Source organism: Bacillus sp. AY2-1, assembly GCF_008368965.1.
Classification (GTDB): domain Bacteria; phylum Bacillota; class Bacilli; order Bacillales; family Bacillaceae_G; genus Bacillus_A; species Bacillus_A thuringiensis_S.
This window is the reverse complement of sequence record NZ_QPEL01000032.1, coordinates 1-20,532: the sequence shown is the minus strand read 5'-3', so window position 1 is coordinate 20,532 and position 20,532 is coordinate 1. Positions and strand designations below refer to the sequence as shown.

Here is a 20,532-nt window from a genome sequence, read left to right as displayed (position 1 = left end):
TCTTTATTTTTCGAAGTATCGTCTAGCGTCTCAGTTTTCATTTTAAATGAACCTTTTTGATATCCTGCGGACATAGTATCAAATGCACTTTGATCTGTTCCTGCTACTTTACTAATAGCTGCTACATTAGCAATATAATTGTATAAATATGATTTTATAAATCCTGTTACTTGATCACCTTTAATCGATGAAATTTCAATATGATTTGGTTTCCCTTCTCGAACACTTTTTGAAAAACCAGAATCTAATGTAATAACTCCATCAAGTTTTTTGGAAGTGAGTTTATCTTCTACTTCAGATTCTTTAATTTTACTTACCTTTACATGATTTAATCCTTCTAAAAATTTCACCGTATCATTTGCTATAGATTGATTTTCTTTATTAATAACCCCGATATTTAACGTCCCTTGCCCCATATTCCCATACATCGAGAAGGAGATTAGTGTTCCAATTATCGGCAAACTAATAATAATGAATAACCCTTTTTTATTTTTCAAAAGTACAGATAACGTTTTTTGTATGAGCCATAAAATATCTTTCATACTATAGCCCCTCCCGTCTACGTAATGCAATAATTGCAATTAATAAAAAGAGTGCTGAAATGCCAAGGTTTAAACATATTACCGGTAGTGCTGCTCCTACATCATTTGCATAAATAATTTTCATAACAGCTGTGTTTGCCCACGTTAATGGTGATAAATTCGTAACGAAATTTTCTTCTATTACGAAATATGCACCACCAAAAATAGAGGATAATTGCACAATAACCATAATAATTGCTCTAGATGATTCCGGTGTTTTTGTAATATATCCAATTCCTAAACCGAAGCTAATTGCTAGAAAAATTTGTGTTAATAAAATAAGAAATATGATTCCAAGATGGTCGCCCCAATTCGCTTGAAAAACAAATTTACTAAATAACATGACGAGTAATATGCACAGAGCATTTGCTACTAGGCTACCAAGTACTTTTCCAATGAATATTTCAGCCTTACTTATAGGTGCAGCAATGAGACGATCTCCTGTTTTACGTATTCGTTCTCCTCGAATTAAAGAACTCGCTCCCATCGCAGCATATAGTGCAATCATCGTTGTCATTACAACCGCGTAGTAATCCATAGAACCTGGTTTTTTCGCAGCTTGTAAAGATGTTTCTTTTATATAATCATTATGATTTCCGCTTGAAAAAACTGTGCTCACCTTACTAGGATCTACTTTTGCAACTTCGGCCGCTACATTGTACTTATCAACAAATGTTGTAAGCATGCCTTCCACAATACTTCCCTCAACACTACTTTTGTCACTTCCATAAAATTTTGCACCATCTTTATTTAACTCTACATAAGCAGCATATTTATTTTGCTTCACTTCTTCTTTCCCATCTATACCTTCGGAAGCTTTTTTAAAATGAATACCCGATTTATCGACTTCTTTCGTAAATGCTTCGAACGATTGAGAAAATGTGCTACTCGCTTCATCTTTGTAGAGCACTTGTATATCTTTAATCGCTTGACTATCGCTATCAAATGCATTCGTTAACGCTGTTCCTAACACAAGCATAAGTACAACCGGAAATGCTAACATAAAAACTAAAGTTCTTACGTCTCTGAAATCTCTTTTAATATGCATAACTGCAATATTGAAGATGTTCAATTGATGAACCTCCCTTTACCTTTTCTTCATTTACCTTTTATTTATCTCGTAAGTTTCTTCCAGTCAACGTAAGGAATACTGTTTCTAAGTTCGGGGCCTGCTCCTCTACCGAACGAATTTCAATATCATGATTAATGAAGTGCTGAATAATTTTATTTAAATTGTTTACTCCTGCATCCGAGTTTACTTTAATTACGTTCTCTTCAATTTGAACAGCTTTCACACCGTTTATCTCTTTTAACTTTTTTACATCTAAATTTTCTACTGACTTCACTTCAACCCAAATATCTTTCGTATCAGTAATAATCGCTTTCAACTGTTCTTTCGTACCTTCTGCAATTACTTTACCGTGATCTACAATTGCTATTTTCGTACAAATCTCTTCTACTTCTTCCATGTAGTGGCTCGTGTAAATAATGGTACTTCCCATTTCATTTAATTTTCGAACAGACTGGAGAATATAGTTTCTTGACTGTGGATCAATTCCCACTGTCGGCTCATCCATAATAATTAACTTCGGTCTATGAGCGATCGCACAAGCGATATTCAATCTTCGTTTCATCCCGCCAGAAAAGTTTTTCGGATAACTTTTATGTTTATCACTAAGCCCCACAAACTGAAGCGCTTCCTCTACTCTTGCTTTTAGCTCTGCTCCTCTTAAACCGTACAATCCAGCAAAGAATTTCACATTTTCATAGGCAGTTAACTCTTCATAAATCGCAATATCTTGCGGAACGATACCGATATTCATCTTCGCAAATCGATTATGTTTTTTTATATTTTTTCCTAATATGCTAATTTCACCTTCATTACTTCTTAACAACCCAGCAATCATATTTATCGTTGTACTTTTACCAGCACCATTTGATCCTAAAAAGCCAAATATCTCTCCTTCTTTAATAGATAAAGACATATTATCTACCGCGATGAAATCACCAAATTTTTTCGTTAAATTTTTAATTTCTAATGTATTCATCATTTCACCCCTATTTCGGTTTCTCTGCTTTTAGTATAAACAAAAAAAATGAACCTGCTCAGTGCAGAAGTTCATTCTTTTCACATGAGATTATTCACTTTTTTCATATGAGATGGTTCATCTTCGTCCCATTCTCTTATATCGGCAACAACATCGTCACTGAAAAACCACTTGTTCCATCTACAATAATTTTCCCATTTACAGACGCTGTTCGCTCCTCCATCCCCATAATACCGAGACCTTTCTTAACAAGAGCTGCGCCTTTTCCGTTATCCTTCACTTGCACCTTAACCATCTTATTAAGTACATGAATATCTATAGAAATAACTGTCGCATCAGCATATTTCATCGCATTTGTTAGTGCCTCGGTAACATTTTCACCAATAATTTTCCACTGAATGGGAGAAATCATATCTAAGTTTCCCTTATATACGAAAGGAATGTTTACATCATGCTTACTAGCAAACTCCTCTATGAATAATTTCATACGGTGAATGCCAATTTGCTCAGTTGGTGGCTTCATATTTTTTAATGTAATGCGAATACTTTCAATTCCATCTTTTGAAATATGAATTGCATTTTGTAATAACTCCGCAGATTTTTCTTTATCTATCCCCATTAATCTCTTTGCAGCTTCCATTTGAATTAATGCACCTGTCATCGAGTGACCAATTTTATCATGAATTTCTTGTGATAACCGATTTCTCTCTTCTAGCTTAAATGTGTATTCTGATTGTCTTATGTACTCTTTATTTTCATGTAAGCTTTTCGTAAGTCGTTGCATATCTTTTCGCATCTTATCATTTTGCGATTCAAGCTTTACTACACGTGATATATATCGATCTGCCATAGTTAAAACGAGAAAAGAAAATGCAACAATTAATCCATAAGTCATTCGAATGCTTTCATCTGTAATTGTAATTGGAAGCATCATAATAACAAAGCGTGACCAATTCTTGTCTATGTAATGGAATGTAATTTCGTATAAATTCAAAGGTAAAAACAAAATAAAAAACGGATGAACCCTCCATGTTAATAACATAACTACACTAATTGAAATACAAATCAATATTTTTTTGTACGTATCTTTTTTTAATATAGAGATTAGCACGTTTACAGAAAGATATAAAAGCAAAGCAAATATAACCCATGGTAAGTTCGTAACATTTGAATGTATGTAACTGAACACAATATATATAAAGACAATTAATTTACTTACAGTTAACCAAAATTCCATATCATTAATCTACTTTCCCTGTTAAGTAGTAAATCGCAATTTGTGTGCGATGTTCAAGTCCCGTTTTCCCTAAAACTGATGTAATATAATTTGCGATTGTTCCTTCAGATATAAAAAGCTGTTTCGAAATTTCTTTATTTGAGAAACCTTTTGCAATTAATGCGATAATACTAAGCTCTCTTTCAGTAAAAAGACTTTTATCTATTTTACATTCTTCCTCTTTACTTTCCATTAAATTGGACTTAATTTTATCGAGAACTACATCTTGCATAACAGTTTGGCCATTATATACCCCTTTTATTGCATCACGAATACGCTCCGGATCGTTATTTTTTAATAAATACCCTTTCGCTCCGTTTTTTACTGCATCCAAAATATATTCATCATCATCAAACGTCGTTAAAATAAGCGGTTTTGTTTTCGTCTCTTCACAAATAAACTTCGTCGCCTCTACACCGTTCATATTTGGCATACGAACATCCAAAAGAGCAATATCAACTTCATGCTTTTTACAATATGCTACAGCTTCTTCTCCATCATTTACTGTATCTACCACTTCGAACTCTTCATATGTATTTAAAATAATTTTCATGCCTTCTCTAATAAAAGAATTATCGTCTGCTATTAATATTTTAATTTTCATGTTTGTTAGTATGGACCTTCCTCCTACTAACATTCACATCCTTTCTCCGTATAACATTTCCTACTTGCTCATTATATACTTCTGCTTACCATTTTTTCACACTTTTTTCATCTAGCTCTTCTGCAAAAAATATATTATTCTTTTTTTACAAAATGTGTAGGGTGACTTATCATTCTTTACGTCTATATAATAGAATGCGTCAAAAAGGAGGGAGAGACCCATTGAGGAAAAACAATTAATTGAAAAAGCACAACAAGGAAGCGAACATGCTTTTCGTATCCTCGTGCAAACATATCGTCATTATATTTTTCAAGTTATCTTTTCTATTGTAAGACATGAAGAAGATGCGAAAGATGTTACACAAGAAGTATTCGTAAAAATTCACGCCTCTCTCCCAAATTATCAATTTCGCGGATTAAAAACGTGGATGGCACGTATTGCCACCAATCACGCTATTGATTATAAGAGGAAGAAAGCTCGAGAAAGTGAAGAACTCTCCTTATGTAAAGAAAATGAGGAAAATATACAGTCCTCTCATAATATTGAGGCTTTATTATTGACGAAAGAGCAGAAATTACTCATTGCTCAAAAACTGAGAGAACTTCCTGAAAATTACCGTGACGTCGTTCTCGCACATTACTTACAAGAAAAAAGCTATCAAGAAATTGCTTTACAGGAAAACATTGAAGTAAAAACAGTCGAAATGAAACTGTATCGGGCAAGAAAATGGATTAAAAAACATTGGAAGGAGGAAGAGTTTCTATGATGCATTATTCAAAAGAAGATTGGCGCAATTATACATTAGATTTTATAGAAAGCAATGAACGTGAATCTATGGAAGAACATCTTTATGAATGTGATCATTGTTTAGCACTTTATATGGAAAGTATTGATGAACAACATGAAAACCTTCCAATGATAAATGATGATTCATTTACGAACGAAGTTATGACGCAAATTAATTTTGAAACACTACAGTCTAATGAAAATATAAAAACAACCTCACTAAAGCGCACGATCATTCACTACATAATTGCGACTGCGGCTACAATTATTTTTATGGTAAGTGGTTTATTTCAGTATATTTTTACAGCGACATCAAATTTAGAGAAATCTTCAAAACATAACGAGTCTTCTATCTCACAACAAATTGTAAACAAATCGGTAGACACATCGAAAAAGGACGGAGGTTCAAAGCATGAATAAAAATCCCTTTTTAGCACTTGTATTAGGGCTAATTCCTGGGCTTGGACATTTATATTTAAAGAAATTTGGACGGTTTATTTTATATAGCGGAGGGGCTGTATTTCTATTTATCTTTGCAGCATTTTGTACAATAGCATTAGGAGCCCGTGATATTGCTTTTCTTTCTCTATTTTTACTAGTCGTGTTATGGGCAATCAATTTATTAGATTTAGTTATCACTATTATTAATCAATCGAAAAAACAAGCTGCCGGAGAATTCATAGAATCCTCTAAAGAGAGCGAACGATTTTATATCATTCTCTTATCCATCATCCCTGGACTTGGCCATTTTCAATTAGGACTTATGCAACGCGGACTTACATTTTTAGTAGCTTGCACAGGAATCGGAAGTATGATCATTTTCGTTGCACTTTTAACATCGCAAGAAAGTTTTCTTATCTTCCTTATTACATTACCTGTTTTATGGATTTACAATTTCTTTGACGTTGTTCAGCAACTCCAGAAAAAAGAACGTGGCGAGCAATTAGATGATCGTACTATTTTCGAAGAGTTTGAAGAGCACCGCGAGCAAGGAAAGAAAAATAAAACATTTGCTTCTATTTTAGCGATGTTCCCCGGAGCAGGTCATATGTATTTAGGCTTACAACGCCGTGGTCTTCAGCTTATGGCAGCCTTTTTACTATCTATTTATTTACTCGACTTATTAAGACTTTCTGCGTTTTTATTTTTAGTGCCAATCATTTGGTTCTATAGCTTTTTTGATGCTTTACAGCAAACAGCAAAATACGGAAAAGAACGAGTACAAGACGAACCCATTATCGATTATTTTATAAATCATCAAAGATGGATTGGTATCGGATTAATTACACTCGGTGTTTATTATTTATTAGATCAAACAGTCCTTCCTATTTTGAATGATTATTTTGTAACTATATTTAATATTCATCTTAGTGAACTATATTATCGCTATTTCCAAACATCTATCGTTGCGCTCCTTTTAATTGGCGGCGGCTTTAAATTGTTACTTGGAAATAAAGAAAACAAAGGTGGGACAAGCGAATGAGGACTTGGCGTGTTGGAACATTCTCAATGGGGCTTTCTATTATATCGTTAGGATGCTTTTTACTATTTTCAGTCGTAAAAGGAATTCAAGTATTAGATACACTAACTGCATGGTGGCCAGTTTTACTTATCATACTTGGAGCTGAAGTTTTACTATACCTTCTATTTTCTAAGAAGGAACAATCATTTATTAAATATGATATTTTCAGCATTTTCTTTATCGGCGTTTTAGGAAGCGTCGGAATTGCTTTTTACTGTATATTATCAACTGGATTACTAGAAGAATTTCGTCATTCTATTAACACAACGAGACAAACGAGTAATATTCCAGACGGACAATTTGATATACCTGAATCTATCAAAAAAATTGTAGTAGATGCAGGGCATCAGCCTCTAACGATAGAGGGAAATAATACAAATCAAATTCACCTTTTGGGAACTTATGAAATGACGACGAAAGCAAATGAAAAACTCAATTTAAAACAAGATGATTTCCTTTCAGTTCAAACGGCTGGAGAAACGATGTATATCAATTTAAAATCATTACCTGTTCAACATACGTTATTTAGTTCAGCACCACAAGTGAAACCAACGCTTGTTCTTCCACAAAATAAAAATGTGGAAATCCGTGCTTCAAATAACGAACTATCTCTTTATCCAGGTCAATTACAAAATAATTGGTTTGTACAAGAAAGCTCAAGAGTGTCTGTCCATCTTGCAAAAGAGAGTGATGTTTCTTTAACAGCAGTAACGAATCAAAAAGAAACACACGGAAGCACACCTTGGGAACAAGTAGAAGATTTAACAAAAAAAGAAAATACTTCTTCAGAAGAACATCCAGAATTAAACAACCAAGAACATTGGTATAAAAATTCAATTAAAACTGGAAATGGCACGCACAAGTTAAATATTGAGAAAACTTATAATTTAAATATGAGCGTTATTGAAAAATAAGAAAAACCTTCCGCAATTGCGGAAGGTTTTTCTTATATAATCGCTTTAATTCCTTCTAACACTAATCCAATCATAAATCCACAAACCGCCCCGTTCACTCGGATCCACTGCAAATCTTTACCGACATTATTTTCAATCATTTCGATTAACGTTTTATCGTCTAACTTATCAAGGTTTTCTTGTACAAGCTTACCAATTTTCGAATGGTTCTTCTCAATAAGATTCACAACTTGTTTTTGTAACCAATCTTCTATTTTTTGAACTGTCTGTTCATCTTCTTTTATTTTATTCATTTGTTTTTGTAAAAATGGAATAACATATTGATTAGCAAATTCTTCATTATTTACAAAAGCAACTGCTCTTTGTTGTACTTGCTCTAGCATCTCTTTTATTTTGTCAGTAGCATTCCAATTCGCAATCCACTTTTCTTTCCAATTTTCTAATTCCTGTAATAAAGCTTCATTTTCTTTTACATTGATAATTTCTTGACGAATCTTCGCTAATATAAGTTGTCTTGTGCTATTATCAGCCTCTTGTAAGCTGTTAATATTACTAATGATAAACTTCTGCAAAATACCGCCAATTTTATCTTCATCTACAATATTCATAAATGATTTCAAAGTAAACTGCAAGAATCCATCTACTTTTATATTTTCCATCGCCTTCATACCTAAGCTACCGAGCTGGTAACGAGCTTCATCTTGCGCTGTCCAATCTTTTACCTTCACTAATATGTAATCAAGTGTCTTTTCATCATATTCTTGCACAACTAATTGATCAACAAGCACTTGTAAAATATTACTTGTATTGATTGTATGTAAATATGTTTTTAATTCTTTTTCAATAATAACAGCTAACTTTTCTGTATCTATTGTAACAATTGCTTTCTCTGCAATCGTTACAATCCCCTTTTTCACAGCATCAGACTGCATTTCTCTCTCAGCAATTTGCAGTACCATTTGTGCTAACTGCATCTCTTTTACTTTATTCGTAATACTTTCTTTCGTTAGCCATTCATTTTCTAACGTATGAATGAGCCCTTTCGTTACCCGTTTACGGTTTTTAGGTAACAAAGCTGTATGCGGAATTGGTATTCCCATCGGATGACGGAATAAAGCAGTAACCGCAAACCAATCCGCAAGTCCCCCAACCAATCCAGCTTCAAATCCACCTTGTATAATCTCTCCAGCTACCGTTCCTTGAAAAGGGATAGAAGCCGCAAAGCCGACACCCATAACCCCAAGCGAAATACCCGCTATATATTTAGTCTGTAATGACATCGTATACACATCCTCTTATTATGTAAAATAAAGCTTTTTTGTTATATTTATTCAATATTAGTTATCCTTTATATATACTATAAAGAACTATTGTGAAAATAACAAAGATTTTTATGTACATGAAAAAATGAGGCTACAACTAGCCTCATTTTTCTTATATCGTTAATTCCAAACCTTTCCTATAATATTCATTCATTACATCTTTAGGAACCATGCTTCCACCCGTTCCCCACACAATATGAGTACCTTTTTTCACTTTCTCTGTTAACTGTTGCTTTTGTAAATACTCATCTTCTTTACACACTTTCACTGGCCCTATCATACCTGCTAGTGCAGAAGGCTCTAAATAAATATTCTCCGTATCAGCTAGTTCTTTTAACAATCTATATAACTCTTCATCGTTTACTGTATAATTTCCACTTAAAAATGGTTCCATCGTTTTCCCGACAAATCCAGACGGTCTTCCTACCGCAAGTCCATCCGCATCTGTTACATTATCAATTCCGATATCTTGAACGGCAATTTTGTCATGAAGGCCTGTCATTAAGCCGAGTAACATACATGGTGAGTGTGTTGGCTCTGCAAAGAAACAATGAACGTTGTCTTTATACAATAACTTTAAACCGAATGCTACTCCGCCAGGTCCTCCTCCTACTCCGCACGGAAGGTAAACAAATAAAGGGTGATCTTCATCTACTACAACCTCTAACTCTTCTAATTGCTTTTGTAATCGTGATGCTGCTACTGAGTATCCTAAAAATAGATCATGTGAGTTTTCATCGTCTACAAAATAACAGCTAGGATCCGCATCTGCCTGTCGTCTTCCTTCTTCTACTGCTTTGCTATAATCATCTTCATATTCAATAACGTTTACACCTTTACTTCTTAATAAACTTTTCTTCCATTCTTTTGCGTCTGCTGACATATGAACAGTTACATTAAAACCTAGATTCGCACTCATAATTCCTATGCTAAGTCCTAAATTCCCTGTAGAACCTACCGCAATTGAATACTTCGAGAAAAACTCTCTACATGTATCACTATCTAAAATGGAATAATCATCTTCTTCTGTTAACATTCCGTGCTGCAATGCTAGTTGCTCAGCATGTTTCAACACTTCATAAATGCCACCTCTAGCTTTAATTGATCCTGATATCGGGAGATGACTATCACATTTTAATAATAATTCTCCTAAAATAGGTTGCTTGTAATTTGTCTCTAAAGCTTCTTTCATAGAAGGTATTTTTACTAAAGGTGATTCGATTATGCCGTTAGTCCCTTTCGTTTCAGGAAAAACTTTCGCAATATATGGCGCAAAACGCTTTAATCTCTCTTCCGCATCTTTTACATTCTCTTCATTAAGTGGTGAATCTTTTATTGCCCTTTCATACTTTTCTATGTGTGGGTTTATCCAAAATACTTCTTTTGTTGCAATAAGTTTATTCACTAATGGGTATTCTGCTTGTAATGCCCCTATTTCTTTCATTTTGTTTCCTCCTTATATCCTTGTAGCTCACCATATAATAAATTATAATTAAATTAATTTTAATATAGTTTAACACAAATCGTTCACTTTAGTTAATTTTAATTTAATTTATTTAAATATAATTTAATAACCCTTGAGGAGATTTTCATTATGGAAAATATAGATATTGGTAAAAAAATTGAAAAACAAAGAAAAGAAAAAGGTTTAACTAGTAAAGAACTAGCAAAGATGGCCGATATTACACCATCTATGTTAAGTCAAATTGAGCGTGGGTCGGCTAACCCTTCTATTCAAACATTAAAAGTGCTTGCTAAAGCTCTTGATGTGCCAACATTTAGCTTTTTACTTGAAGATACAAATACAGACGATTTAATTGTACGTTCCCATAAACGAAAGAAAATGATTATCGATAATTTATCATATGAAATGCTTTCACCTGATTTCACTGGAAATTTAGCAACAGCAATTATGACCGTCCCGCCTAATACAGCTTCATCAGAAAATGTGCTAGAACATAAAGGAGAAGAATTAGCATTTGTCTTAGATGGGAAAATCACATTATATTTAAACGAGGAAGAATACGTATTAGAAACTGGTGACAGTGTAAAGATACCTGCTTATTTAAAGCATAAATGGGTGAATCATTTTGAAAAAAACGCGATAGTTTTATTTTCTGTTACTCCGCCGATTTTTTAATGTATAAATAAAAACAGGATGGTTCTTATAAAATGCGGATTATCCTGTTTTTATTAAATAAGAAAGTGAAATTTTTGTTAAAAACTTAACAGTTGGACCCAATCCGAACAATCCTCCTAAAAACATATTTACAACTGAAACTATCCCTCCCATTGATGCTAACGTATCATGAGTCAGATTCATCCCACCACTACCAGAGGCACTTGTAATATTCACATAAAAATAAGAAATACGTAAAAATTAATTGATTTTTCAGAATTTTGTTGAAAAATATGGTAAAATCACTCTTATACTTCTTCTATTTTGTTATTATAGAAATAATTAAATTAGGATACTTTTATCGGATGGGGGAATATATAATGAGTGTGTTATTAAAAGGGCATGAACAGATTGTCAACGAATTAAACATTTTATATCAAGTAATGGTAGCGGAGCAATTAATTGAAGCGAAACAATTAAAAGAAAAAATAGAGAAACAGATTAATAAAATTGAAGCTGATTAAAATCTATCGCTTTACTACTCCCTACTAAACTTTAAATATAAGGTCCTAACCGATTGGACAAACATTAAGTATGATACTTTTAGTCAAATTGTTCGTTTAGACAATCCAATAACTGAAGACTTTATTACTTATTATTATCACTTTTTTAAAGCTGAACATGCTACCATTATTGGAAATTATGATGAAGCAAAAAAAGAATACGAAAAAGCTGAATCCCTTTTAAAACATGTACCAGGCGAACTAGAAGAAGCTGAATATAAATATAAATTTGCTATATTTAATCACCATACAAACAAACCACTTACAGCAATCAATTATGCAAATCAAGCTAAAGAGATTTTCTCAAAATATCCACGTTATGAAATTAAAATAGCTCTATGCGAAAACATTTTAGGCTCATGTTCTGTTTATTTAAAACAATTCGAACAAGCCGAAGAGAACTATAATTCAGCAATCAATATTTTACAAAAGCTGAAAGACGATACACTAATCTTAAAAGTTCGAAATAACTTAGGTTGGCTCTACTCTTCTCAAAATCTATCAACCCTTGCTATTAGACATCTTACAATAGTTACAAACAAATTACCTAAACACCTAAAAGCCAATTTTCTACAAGCCAAAGAACATTTTATTTTAAATGAAAAAGAACTTGCAAACCATTGGGTTCAAAAAGGCTTAGAAATTTGTAATGAATTAAATAATCAAGAATATAAACACCATTTCACTATCTTAAAAACACAACACACTGGTATTCTAGACGACTTAGAAAACGCAATCATTGCAGGCACTACATATTTTAACAGTAAAGAATTATACGATTATGCACAAGAATATTACGAATTATTAGCAGTAGAATTTCATAAAGTGAATAAAATAGAGAAATCTCAAAAATATTTTTTCAAAACTTACGAAGCAAAACAAAAATTATTAACTAAGGAGGCACTAAGATAATGAAAAAGATTAGTTTAGCTATTTTAACCTTTACATGCATACTTGCTTTTGGATTTAATAATTTTACTGAAAGTCAACAAGCAAAACAACTTCCAAAATGGGATACAGATAAACAAGAAACACATGCAGACCTATAGAAACCTAAAAACCCCTAATAAAGGGGTTTTTAGATTTCTAGAATATAATGATTTAGCATATGATGAAGAAATATGCTTATAAAAGATAGCCATACACAGATACTCTCTGTACATGGCTATTTTTTATTTTTTCGACACTAACAAAATCCCTAAACTAATAATACAAAAGCTCATTATTTGCTGTGCTGATAGACCAAACAGAACCGAATTTTGTTCACTAACAAGCGAAATAATGATTTGAGCAAACCCCTCAATAATTAGAAAAACACTTATATTCTTTCCATTTCCAAGCCTTTCATTTTTCATCCATAAAAAGCCCATTATACAAAGAGCAAGGATGATCTCATATACGAAAATAGGGTGATATAAAAGTTTAGATTCATATATTTTTATTCCCCATGGTAGTGTCGTTTGTGCGCCTACTTCATGATGTAATAGAAAATAAAAGATAATACTCACACACAGACTAAAAGGCAATACATCAAGTAAAATACGAAGCGAAAATTGCTCCTTTTTACTTTTCCAAACAATGTATACACTCGCAATTACGCATCCTACTACAATATGTTGCATACTCCCAACAGCTAATATTGCTTGCACTGGCGCCCCAAAAGCCCATACAGGATTTAAAATTACTGGCGCAAACTTCCATACAAATACGATGATAAGAAAAGCATTTGTTACGGCATCCATCATTTTTTCATATGATACATTTTGATGCCTCATCTTTCGTTTCATCAACATAAATCCAAATAGACTTCCAATTATAAGAGATATGGGTTGTAACCTCACGATCCACTCCATCGTCACGAAATCTCCTTTTAATTCTCAATCAATTTCTTAAATTTCTTTTCTAATTGATCTGGTGGTAATACACCTCGTACATAATCTACTATGATTCCATCTTTATTAACAAAAAATGTCGTCGGTAAAGAGAATACTTTATAATCTAGTCCAGCTACTCCGTCCATATCTAGTAGAACAGGAAACTCAAACCCATAGCGATTAGCAAATGCGCTTGCTTCTTGTACTGGGTCACTAACAGTTGCATTCACCGCAAAAATTTCAACATCCTTTTTATATTTATCATACATATGAACTAAGTCAGGTGCCTCCATTTCACACGGCCCACACCATGATGCCCAAAAATTAATAATATACGGTTTTCCCTTGGCATCATTTAACGACTGCAACTTTCCGTCTAATCCTTTTAATGTGATGCCAGGTGCTTTAAAACCTACTTGTGGTAATACTTCTTTCTCTTGTAACTCTGCTTGCTTTGCTTTTCTTTCCTTTTCTTCTTTCTTTGAATTATAAAAGTTAACCCCCGCCCAAACGAGAGCACCTACTAGTATAATAGCAATTAGTTTCTTCACTTTTCTTCCTCCTCATTTTTAAAAGCCTGTAAATCCACCGAATAGACGAATAAAGAATGCTGTAATTTTCGTCATTTGATTTGTATACAATAAAATACCTGTTACAATCATCATTCCACCGCCAATTTTCATCATGACATTCGCATATGTAACAATCCATTTTACCTTCCCAATAAAGAATGCCATCACGAAAAATGGAACCGCAAACCCAAGAGTATACGCTGTAATATAAAGAAGTGCCCCTTCAGGATTCGTCGCGCCAAGCATGAGTACAGCTGAAAATATCGGTCCAACACATGGCGTCCAACCCGCTGCATATGTCATACCGACTAAAATCGAGCGAATATATCCAGTCGATTTACTTCTATACTGCACCTTTTTCTCTGCCATAAGCCACTTAGGCTGAAACAAGCCCGTCATAAATAGCCCCATTAAAACAATAAAAACCCCACCAATTTGTTGAATCAATTTTTGGTTAGATGAAAATGTTATTCCAATCCAGCTTACCGATAAACCTAACGCGTAAAATATAACCGAAAATCCGATCATAAAAAATATGGTATGTATAATCGCTGATTTTTGCATAATCCCACGATTTTCTTTTAAATCTTGGATAGACACACCTGTAATATAAGATAAATAAGATGGATATAACGGTAAAGAGCACGGTGATATAAATGACAATACTCCCGCCCCAGCCACAAGCCAAATTGTTAAATCTGCTGCATTCATTTTATTCCCCCTAAAACACTACAATAAGTAGTGTTTATTCTTAAAAAAAAGAGGCTATATGCACTCTCCGACAATAAGTACAACCGACATACAGAATAAACCTACTGTTACATATACCGAATTCGTATGTAACGGAATAGTAAGCTTAACAACCTTTTCATTTAACACTTGCTCGATTCGTAAATTTATTGCTGTTTTTGCAAATGAAGCGGTAACACATCGATTTTCCATTGTCTTTATTTTAATTAATTTTAATAACGCGCTACCTAACTCAAATGAAGATTCCATTTTTTGCATCGCATATTTATCAGCAGCTAGCTCCTGATACGTATGATATCGCTGTAACAACCCTTTTAATATCGGGATGTACATCATTCCTTCTGCTAATAACGTAAAACAAAATAATTTTAGCGGATCCCAATTCTTTTGATGATATTCTTCATGGAAAATAATTGCATCAATTTCTTCATCTGAAAACGTCTGAAGCAAACCTTCCGACATGACAACTTTCGGACGGAATAATCCAATTGTAAATGCCACAACTTCCGTAGTCGGCAATATATATATTTGTTTTCCTTTTCGGATGAAAGGGATAAGTACTTTTTGTAATTTTTTACTATAGAAAAATTGTCGCCAAATTCTTTTGCACACGATTAATATAGTAAGTAATAATAATCCAGCGATTATAATACGAATCAGCGATAATTCTTTCATATGTTTTTCTAACTGGAACAAGCAAAAATTTGAAAGAAAGAACATCTTATTTTGAAACAGAAATGGATATGTAACGTAATACACTAACATACTGAAAAAGAGGGTACTAACAATTACTGCTAACAATACGATTTTACGCATTTGCCATTTCATTTCATTAATCCTCTTTTTTTAACTGACTCAATTTGTCTTCTAACTTTTTTATTAAAGTCGGATCAGCCTGCTCTAACTCATCTAACATATGATTTACAACTAAATCTCCAAATTCCCCCATCAATTCCTGTGTCATTTTCTTCGTTTGCTTGGATAAGAATTCTTCTTTTGTTTGTACAGCACGATATATGCCACTTCTTTTTACAATCTGTTTTTCTAAGTGTAACTTCTCTACTAACCTGTTCATAACTGTCATAACAGTGTTAAAATTCACAGGCGATTCTTCACTTAATTTCTGCTGCACTTCTTTAATCGTAATACCTTTGTTAGACCAAACAATCTCCATAATTTTCGCTTCAAGCGGTCCAAAGAAATGATTTAACCCGTGCTCATTTAATTTATAGTTTTGAGTAAACATAGTATGACTCCTTTCACACTACGAATTGTAGTACAAATTAAATAAAAGGTCAAACACGAATGAGATACACTAAAATTCACTACTTATAAATACGTACGCCATTCCATTAATTATAAGCCTAACTTATCTCCAAATGTATCAAAAAGATACTGCTCTAATATTTGTACACTAAACTTCTCATTACGCCCAAGTGCAAATAATTCCCGATCTTTCGCTACGATAGTATCTAACGGAATAGCTACATTATCCACTATTTTTGTAATTTCAATTATATTACTTTTTACATTTACTTCTGTTTTAAATTCAACATTTTCTAACACTATATGTGAACGTCTTCCTGATGCAAAAAAAGTAAAATTAGGATTTTTAACAACGCCAATTTCAGTCTCTAACGCATATAAATAGTGAAAAATTACATCTCTGTGCCCATCTTTTATTATTTTTTCATCCTTCTCATCGTCTAAGTATTCTTTCAGCTTCGTTGTAAATTCAAATCGAAAATCCACTTTTTTCACGCTCCTTCTTTGTATTTCATATTAAATAAATATATTGAAATAATTTTACCATATTGTAATACAACTTCCTATTAAAAGTAAAAACTGTTTTGGAAAATCGCTATTATTTCCGATTTCCTTTTAAAATATAAATATAAATTCAATATGAATTAATACTTCATTATATCTATTTAAACATATTTTTTCCATTTTTTGAAACATTAGTATGAAATATTATATATCAATGAATGGTTTCTAATTCACTGATATATATAATCAGTGTTTTCTTTACTATTCCGATATACTTAAGCTACATTTTCTAATTATTGATTACATTACAGAAGGAATGTAACTCTCTTCTATCGAATTTTTATATAACAAAAATGATTAGGTGGTGCTTTACTATGAAATTAGCTGTCATTGGTGGCGGTGATTTACAAGATTCAAATCACTTGCCTATTAATGAACGCCTTATAGAATTAACAAATAAACAGTATCCAAAAGTATTGTTTATTCCAACGGCAAGTCATGATGATGAAAGCTATATAAAATTATTTTTAGACACGTTTGAAAAACAATTACATTGTGAAGTACAAATTTTACGTACTACAACAGATTCACCTTCTAAGTATGAAATAGACGAGATGATTCATTCAGCCGATTTAATTTATCTAGGTGGCGGGAATTATATTCACATGTTTACGCAATGGAAAGAACATAGACTCGATGAAAAATTATTATTGGCTCTGCAACAAGGAACACTTATTGCTGGTTATAGCGCTGGTGCTATGTGTTGGTTCACGTCTAGTATCCGATCAGATTATGAAGGTTCTGGTTATATAGAGAGTAACGGATGGGGGATTGTTAATAAAAGATTTTGTCCACATTATAATCAATTAAATAGAATGAACGCCTTCCATTCCTTTTTACAAAATCATCAAGGGAATATAGAAGGAATTGCACTGGAGGATAATTGCGCTTTATATATTACAGAGGAATCCTTTGAGATTATCGGTGAACCAGAAAAAGCGTGGGAGTTTTATATGAGTGATAAAACACTCATTAGACAACATTTTGATATAACTTTAAAAAGCTATTTGTAAACCTGCACCTACAAAAAAATGTCCCTAAGTCAAATAACTTAGAGACATTTTTTCTATTTAACTAACTAATCGTGTAATTCGTTTCTTTTGCCATGAAAGCTTATAATATGCATACTGTAGTATTAAGCTGACAATAAATGCTGCTGGATACCCGATCCAGATCCCTTCTATTCCAAGACTTGTATGGTAAGAAAGATAATATGCTACGGGTACTTCCACAAGCCAAATTGAAACAACTCCAATAACAGTTGGCCAAAGTACTGTACCACTCGCTCGCATTGTCGCACTAATAATTTGTGCATGACCGAAAATTAAATAACTCCATAACGTAATCATAACTAAGCTATGAGCAATTTCAATTGTTGTTTGACTCGTTAAAAATAGTGATAAAATGTCTCTTGAGAATAAGTAAATAAGAGCTATTAACACACCACCGATGACGTAGTTCATAATAATTCCGACCTTCACAACTTTCTGCAATCGATCAAATTGATTCGCCCCAATTGATTGTGCTGCAAAAATAGAAACTGTAATACCAAGGCTAACTGCTGGCATTTGTACATAACTTGCAACTTGATTCACAACTCCGTAAGCAGCTGTTGCATCCGAACCGTAACGATTTACAAACGCGATTACAGCAATTTCAGATAATGAAACTAATATCATATTAATACTCGCTGGAATACCGAGCCTTAGCAATAGCTTTAATAACTCCCCATCCATTCGAAGGTATTTTCTAACCGTGCTATCTAGTTGTAATGGGTGATTTTTCTTCTTTAAATACAAAAGCATGACAATAAACGTAATAACTGTAGATATAACAGAGGCATAGGCTGCTCCATACACATCTAATTTCGGAGCTCCTAACCATCCAAAAATAAGAATTGGTAATAAGATCATATTTAGCGCTGTACTTACAATTAAAAAGTAAAATGGCGTTTTAGAATCTCCTGTACCTCTCATAAATGTTGTGTATGCGAAATATAAAAATAATACTGGCATCGATATAAATAAAATTCGTGCATAATGTACACTTATTTCAATAATATTTTCTGGCGTTCCCATTAGACGCATAATATCCATCGCAAAAATACTGCCTATTATCGCCAACACAACTCCAATAATAAAGGTAAATGTCAGCGTCGTACCAACGATAGCTTTTAAACGATCTTCGTTTTTAGCACCAAACGCCTGACCAATTAAAATAGAGCTTCCTGAACCGATACCAATTACAAATGAAACGAGCAAGAAAAATAATGGGAAGAATGCTGATATAGCCGCTAAATCATTAACTCCAAGCCATCTTCCTACTACTACCATACCAAATAATTGTCCAACTGATTGTAGTACATTACTTAATAATAATGGTACTAAAAACATCGACATCGATTTCCAAATCGGTTTACTCTCACTTTCCAACTTATGTGACTCCGCACCTTCTTTATTGTTATCTGCAGGTGGTTTCAAATTTCATTTCTCCTTTTATTAAAAATCAATTTTCAATATCTATCTCTTTGTATAGTTGTTATAATACTGTGCTTCTATTCACTTTCTTTTCGTATGATTATAACTTCACCCAATATTGACTTCCATCGGCTGTTCGATCTAAAAATCCATACTCGATTAAATATCTTCTTAAAGTTACGAAATCAGGGTATACATTTTCTATCACTGTATTTACTTCTTTTTCAGTATACTTTTTATTACTATCAAACTTCTTTACTAAATGACGTAATATAATTAATTTACGCTTTTGTTTTTTCGGAAATTTAGAAAGAGGTCCATCTAATCCTTCTGTAAAATGAGCTTTTAATACTTCATCATTTTCTTCTTCCGTAATATTGTATCGATCATCCACCATCGTTGCTGTTCTATGAATTGGTACAAATTTCGTTTGTACTTTTGATTTTTCTTCTGATAATTCCATTAGAGCTAAAAATACTTTTGCTTGCTTCATTTTCTCTCGCAGTGTAAATCGATGATTACGAATTGTTGATGTACTTCCGCCATCCAACTCTTTTACAATTTCTTTATCATTCAGTCCCATATGGAAAAACTGAACCATTTTCTTTTGTAAATCCGTTAAACCAGTAAATTTCTTATCCATATTTAACAAATAATCAAACATAGACGTATGCTCATTTTGAATATGCAATCGGACGAACTTCTCTGCTTCATACAAAACTTGATTATCTTGATAAATAACACCTTTAATAAATGTTTCACCACAAGCTAAGCAAATGTACTCCTCTTTTTCTCCATCAAACACATACCCTTTCTTTAATTCCTCTATTGACGCATCCCAAAACTTCTCTGAAATACCACTCATACTAAACACTCCTTCAAAATGTTTATTCAAAAACCAAACAAATCACTATAACGTTTATTATCACTTCACCATCTTATCATAACACAAACAAACATTTCAACATTTCGTTTACCCATTTTACAAACTTTTATAAAAACATCTACCGAAAGGGTTTAATACAACGAAAAGCGAATATGTTTATACAAATTCATTTTATAGGATGTAAAATAGAACATGGATATTCTTCAAGACTCTTGGTTTACCGTTAAGCAAATTGCACAGAATACATATGCGATTAGTGAATATGGAACCGGTATTCATCCATTACAAAACTTCAGTATTCAATTTCAACTACAAAAAAGATGTTTCCGTATAAGAAAACACCTTTTACTTTTTATCCCACATTTAAGGGCAGTAAGACTCCCACATCAAAATTCAGCGGAAGCAAAG

The 20,532-nt window shown here is 32.9% G+C and carries 24 protein-coding genes and 1 pseudogene; 9 read left to right on the top strand and 16 right to left on the bottom strand.

Annotated features, from left to right (window positions below; genetic code table 11):
* The 5 genes from DN403_RS09260 to DN403_RS09240 form a co-directional block, all read right to left on the bottom strand.
* A partial coding sequence (locus tag DN403_RS09260; protein WP_149185406.1) for an ABC transporter permease occupies nt 1-542 on the bottom strand: 542 nt, incomplete at its 3' end.
* A gap of 1 nt (nt 543) precedes the next feature.
* Complete coding sequence (locus DN403_RS09255; protein WP_001020189.1) at nt 544-1,653, bottom strand: ABC transporter permease; 1,110 nt, start codon at nt 1,651-1,653, stop codon at nt 544-546.
* A 37-nt stretch (nt 1,654-1,690) separates the two neighbouring features.
* The gene (locus DN403_RS09250) at nt 1,691-2,629 is read right to left on the bottom strand and encodes an ABC transporter ATP-binding protein (protein ID WP_001093814.1); all 939 of its coding nucleotides are present in this window, start codon (nt 2,627-2,629) and stop codon (nt 1,691-1,693) included.
* Between the two features lie 136 nt (nt 2,630-2,765).
* A complete protein-coding gene (locus tag DN403_RS09245) occupies nt 2,766-3,866 on the bottom strand; it encodes a sensor histidine kinase (protein WP_000397660.1) in 1,101 nt (366 codons plus the stop codon).
* A 4-nt stretch (nt 3,867-3,870) separates the two neighbouring features.
* On the bottom strand, nt 3,871-4,509 hold the full coding sequence (locus DN403_RS09240; protein ID WP_000694093.1) for a response regulator transcription factor: 639 nt from the start codon (nt 4,507-4,509) through the stop codon (nt 3,871-3,873).
* Between the two features lie 283 nt (nt 4,510-4,792).
* On the opposite strand from DN403_RS09240, the gene DN403_RS09230 reads away from it, so the two are divergent.
* Genes DN403_RS09230 through exsE form a run of 4 tightly spaced genes read left to right on the top strand, consistent with a single transcriptional unit; the run spans nt 4,793 to nt 7,731 of the window.
* A complete protein-coding gene (locus DN403_RS09230) occupies nt 4,793-5,275 on the top strand; it encodes an RNA polymerase sigma factor (protein WP_001195483.1) in 483 nt (160 codons plus the stop codon).
* On the top strand, nt 5,272-5,715 hold the full coding sequence (locus DN403_RS09225) for a hypothetical protein (RefSeq protein WP_000972351.1): 444 nt from the start codon (nt 5,272-5,274) through the stop codon (nt 5,713-5,715). The genes DN403_RS09230 and DN403_RS09225 overlap by 4 nt, the downstream gene beginning before the upstream one ends.
* The gene (locus tag DN403_RS09220; protein WP_001039098.1) at nt 5,708-6,778 is read left to right on the top strand and encodes a hypothetical protein; all 1,071 of its coding nucleotides are present in this window, start codon (nt 5,708-5,710) and stop codon (nt 6,776-6,778) included. Before DN403_RS09225 ends, DN403_RS09220 begins: the two co-directional genes overlap by 8 nt.
* The gene (gene exsE / locus DN403_RS09215; RefSeq protein ID WP_149185405.1) at nt 6,775-7,731 is read left to right on the top strand and encodes an exosporium protein ExsE; all 957 of its coding nucleotides are present in this window, start codon (nt 6,775-6,777) and stop codon (nt 7,729-7,731) included. The genes DN403_RS09220 and exsE overlap by 4 nt, the downstream gene beginning before the upstream one ends.
* A gap of 32 nt (nt 7,732-7,763) precedes the next feature.
* Here exsE and DN403_RS09210 read toward each other — a convergent pair whose 3' ends face one another.
* The gene (locus DN403_RS09210; protein ID WP_000058309.1) at nt 7,764-9,011 is read right to left on the bottom strand and encodes a DUF445 domain-containing protein; all 1,248 of its coding nucleotides are present in this window, start codon (nt 9,009-9,011) and stop codon (nt 7,764-7,766) included.
* A gap of 154 nt (nt 9,012-9,165) precedes the next feature.
* Complete coding sequence (locus DN403_RS09205; RefSeq protein WP_000658546.1) at nt 9,166-10,497, bottom strand: D-serine ammonia-lyase; 1,332 nt, start codon at nt 10,495-10,497, stop codon at nt 9,166-9,168.
* A gap of 150 nt (nt 10,498-10,647) precedes the next feature.
* Here DN403_RS09205 and DN403_RS09200 point away from each other — a divergent pair, with 150 nt between their 5' ends.
* Nucleotides 10,648-11,193: a helix-turn-helix domain-containing protein gene (locus DN403_RS09200; RefSeq protein ID WP_000427637.1), complete on the top strand. Its 546-nt coding sequence runs from the start codon at nt 10,648-10,650 to the stop codon at nt 11,191-11,193.
* A gap of 39 nt (nt 11,194-11,232) precedes the next feature.
* On the opposite strand, the gene DN403_RS09195 is transcribed toward DN403_RS09200, so the two are convergent.
* Nucleotides 11,233-11,409, bottom strand: coding sequence for a hypothetical protein (locus DN403_RS09195; RefSeq protein ID WP_003309331.1), 177 nt, complete (start codon nt 11,407-11,409; stop codon nt 11,233-11,235).
* Nucleotides 11,410-11,552: 143 nt separating this feature from the next.
* Between DN403_RS09195 and DN403_RS32170 the strand changes: the two are divergent.
* Both DN403_RS32170 and DN403_RS31075 read left to right on the top strand, forming a co-directional pair.
* Nucleotides 11,553-12,647, top strand: a pseudogene (locus DN403_RS32170) (response regulator aspartate phosphatase).
* The gene (locus DN403_RS31075) at nt 12,647-12,784 is read left to right on the top strand and encodes a hypothetical protein (protein WP_000724012.1); all 138 of its coding nucleotides are present in this window, start codon (nt 12,647-12,649) and stop codon (nt 12,782-12,784) included. The pseudogene DN403_RS32170 and the gene DN403_RS31075 overlap by 1 nt, the downstream one beginning before the upstream one ends.
* A 123-nt stretch (nt 12,785-12,907) precedes the next feature.
* Here DN403_RS31075 and DN403_RS09185 read toward each other — a convergent pair whose 3' ends face one another.
* From DN403_RS09185 to DN403_RS09160, 6 genes are all read right to left on the bottom strand, one after another.
* Nucleotides 12,908-13,588: a prolipoprotein diacylglyceryl transferase family protein gene (locus DN403_RS09185; protein WP_000454851.1), complete on the bottom strand. Its 681-nt coding sequence runs from the start codon at nt 13,586-13,588 to the stop codon at nt 12,908-12,910.
* Nucleotides 13,589-13,605: 17 nt separating this feature from the next.
* Nucleotides 13,606-14,160, bottom strand: a complete 555-nt coding sequence (locus DN403_RS09180) for a TlpA family protein disulfide reductase (protein WP_149185404.1) — start codon at nt 14,158-14,160, stop codon at nt 13,606-13,608.
* An 18-nt stretch (nt 14,161-14,178) separates the two neighbouring features.
* Nucleotides 14,179-14,892 (bottom strand): cytochrome c-type biogenesis protein CcdA, encoded by a 714-nt coding sequence (ccdA, locus tag DN403_RS09175; protein WP_149185403.1) that lies wholly within the window; start codon nt 14,890-14,892, stop codon nt 14,179-14,181.
* Nucleotides 14,893-14,946: 54 nt separating this feature from the next.
* Nucleotides 14,947-15,759: a M56 family metallopeptidase gene (locus tag DN403_RS09170; protein ID WP_016077887.1), complete on the bottom strand. Its 813-nt coding sequence runs from the start codon at nt 15,757-15,759 to the stop codon at nt 14,947-14,949.
* Between the two features lie 4 nt (nt 15,760-15,763).
* Nucleotides 15,764-16,177, bottom strand: coding sequence for a BlaI/MecI/CopY family transcriptional regulator (locus tag DN403_RS09165; RefSeq protein WP_000495050.1), 414 nt, complete (start codon nt 16,175-16,177; stop codon nt 15,764-15,766).
* Nucleotides 16,178-16,287: 110 nt separating this feature from the next.
* Complete coding sequence (locus tag DN403_RS09160; RefSeq protein WP_000347524.1) at nt 16,288-16,683, bottom strand: DUF3942 family protein; 396 nt, start codon at nt 16,681-16,683, stop codon at nt 16,288-16,290.
* A gap of 392 nt (nt 16,684-17,075) precedes the next feature.
* Between DN403_RS09160 and DN403_RS09155 the strand changes: the two genes are divergently transcribed.
* Nucleotides 17,076-17,774, top strand: coding sequence for a peptidase E (locus tag DN403_RS09155; protein WP_000762125.1), 699 nt, complete (start codon nt 17,076-17,078; stop codon nt 17,772-17,774).
* A 57-nt stretch (nt 17,775-17,831) separates the two neighbouring features.
* Here the strand turns inward: DN403_RS09155 and DN403_RS09150 are convergent, their stop codons facing one another.
* Nucleotides 17,832-19,241 carry an MATE family efflux transporter gene (locus tag DN403_RS09150; protein WP_000804121.1) on the bottom strand — a complete coding sequence of 470 codons (1,410 nt, stop codon included), beginning with the start codon at nt 19,239-19,241 and terminating at the stop codon, nt 17,832-17,834.
* A 97-nt stretch (nt 19,242-19,338) separates the two neighbouring features.
* Nucleotides 19,339-20,103, bottom strand: a complete 765-nt coding sequence (locus DN403_RS09145) for a DUF2087 domain-containing protein (protein WP_000014491.1) — start codon at nt 20,101-20,103, stop codon at nt 19,339-19,341.
* Between the two features lie 213 nt (nt 20,104-20,316).
* Here DN403_RS09145 and DN403_RS31540 point away from each other — a divergent pair.
* Nucleotides 20,317-20,532 (top strand): hypothetical protein (locus DN403_RS31540; protein ID WP_149185402.1); only part of this gene is annotated, 216 nt, incomplete at its 3' end.

What these genes read in the sequence shown, in the direction of transcription:
- DN403_RS09145 (WP_000014491.1), bottom strand. Translation starts at nt 20,103, where the DNA reads ATGAGTGGTATTTCAGAGAAGTTTTGGGATGCGTCAATAGAGGAATTA.
- DN403_RS09185 (WP_000454851.1), bottom strand. Translation starts at nt 13,588, where the DNA reads ATGGAGTGGATCGTGAGGTTACAACCCATATCTCTTATAATTGGAAGT.
- DN403_RS09245 (WP_000397660.1), bottom strand. Translation starts at nt 3,866, where the DNA reads ATGGAATTTTGGTTAACTGTAAGTAAATTAATTGTCTTTATATATATT.
- DN403_RS09220 (WP_001039098.1), top strand. Translation starts at nt 5,708, where the DNA reads ATGAATAAAAATCCCTTTTTAGCACTTGTATTAGGGCTAATTCCTGGG.
- DN403_RS09155 (WP_000762125.1), top strand. Translation starts at nt 17,076, where the DNA reads ATGAAATTAGCTGTCATTGGTGGCGGTGATTTACAAGATTCAAATCAC.
- DN403_RS09200 (WP_000427637.1), top strand. Translation starts at nt 10,648, where the DNA reads ATGGAAAATATAGATATTGGTAAAAAAATTGAAAAACAAAGAAAAGAA.
- DN403_RS09170 (WP_016077887.1), bottom strand. Translation starts at nt 15,759, where the DNA reads ATGAAATGGCAAATGCGTAAAATCGTATTGTTAGCAGTAATTGTTAGT.
- DN403_RS09225 (WP_000972351.1), top strand. Translation starts at nt 5,272, where the DNA reads ATGATGCATTATTCAAAAGAAGATTGGCGCAATTATACATTAGATTTT.
- DN403_RS09240 (WP_000694093.1), bottom strand. Translation starts at nt 4,509, where the DNA reads ATGAAAATTAAAATATTAATAGCAGACGATAATTCTTTTATTAGAGAA.
- DN403_RS09205 (WP_000658546.1), bottom strand. Translation starts at nt 10,497, where the DNA reads ATGAAAGAAATAGGGGCATTACAAGCAGAATACCCATTAGTGAATAAA.
- DN403_RS09250 (WP_001093814.1), bottom strand. Translation starts at nt 2,629, where the DNA reads ATGAATACATTAGAAATTAAAAATTTAACGAAAAAATTTGGTGATTTC.
- ccdA (WP_149185403.1), bottom strand. Translation starts at nt 14,892, where the DNA reads ATGAATGCAGCAGATTTAACAATTTGGCTTGTGGCTGGGGCGGGAGTA.
- DN403_RS31075 (WP_000724012.1), top strand. Translation starts at nt 12,647, where the DNA reads ATGAAAAAGATTAGTTTAGCTATTTTAACCTTTACATGCATACTTGCT.
- DN403_RS09210 (WP_000058309.1), bottom strand. Translation starts at nt 9,011, where the DNA reads ATGTCATTACAGACTAAATATATAGCGGGTATTTCGCTTGGGGTTATG.
- exsE (WP_149185405.1), top strand. Translation starts at nt 6,775, where the DNA reads ATGAGGACTTGGCGTGTTGGAACATTCTCAATGGGGCTTTCTATTATA.
- DN403_RS09165 (WP_000495050.1), bottom strand. Translation starts at nt 16,177, where the DNA reads ATGTTTACTCAAAACTATAAATTAAATGAGCACGGGTTAAATCATTTC.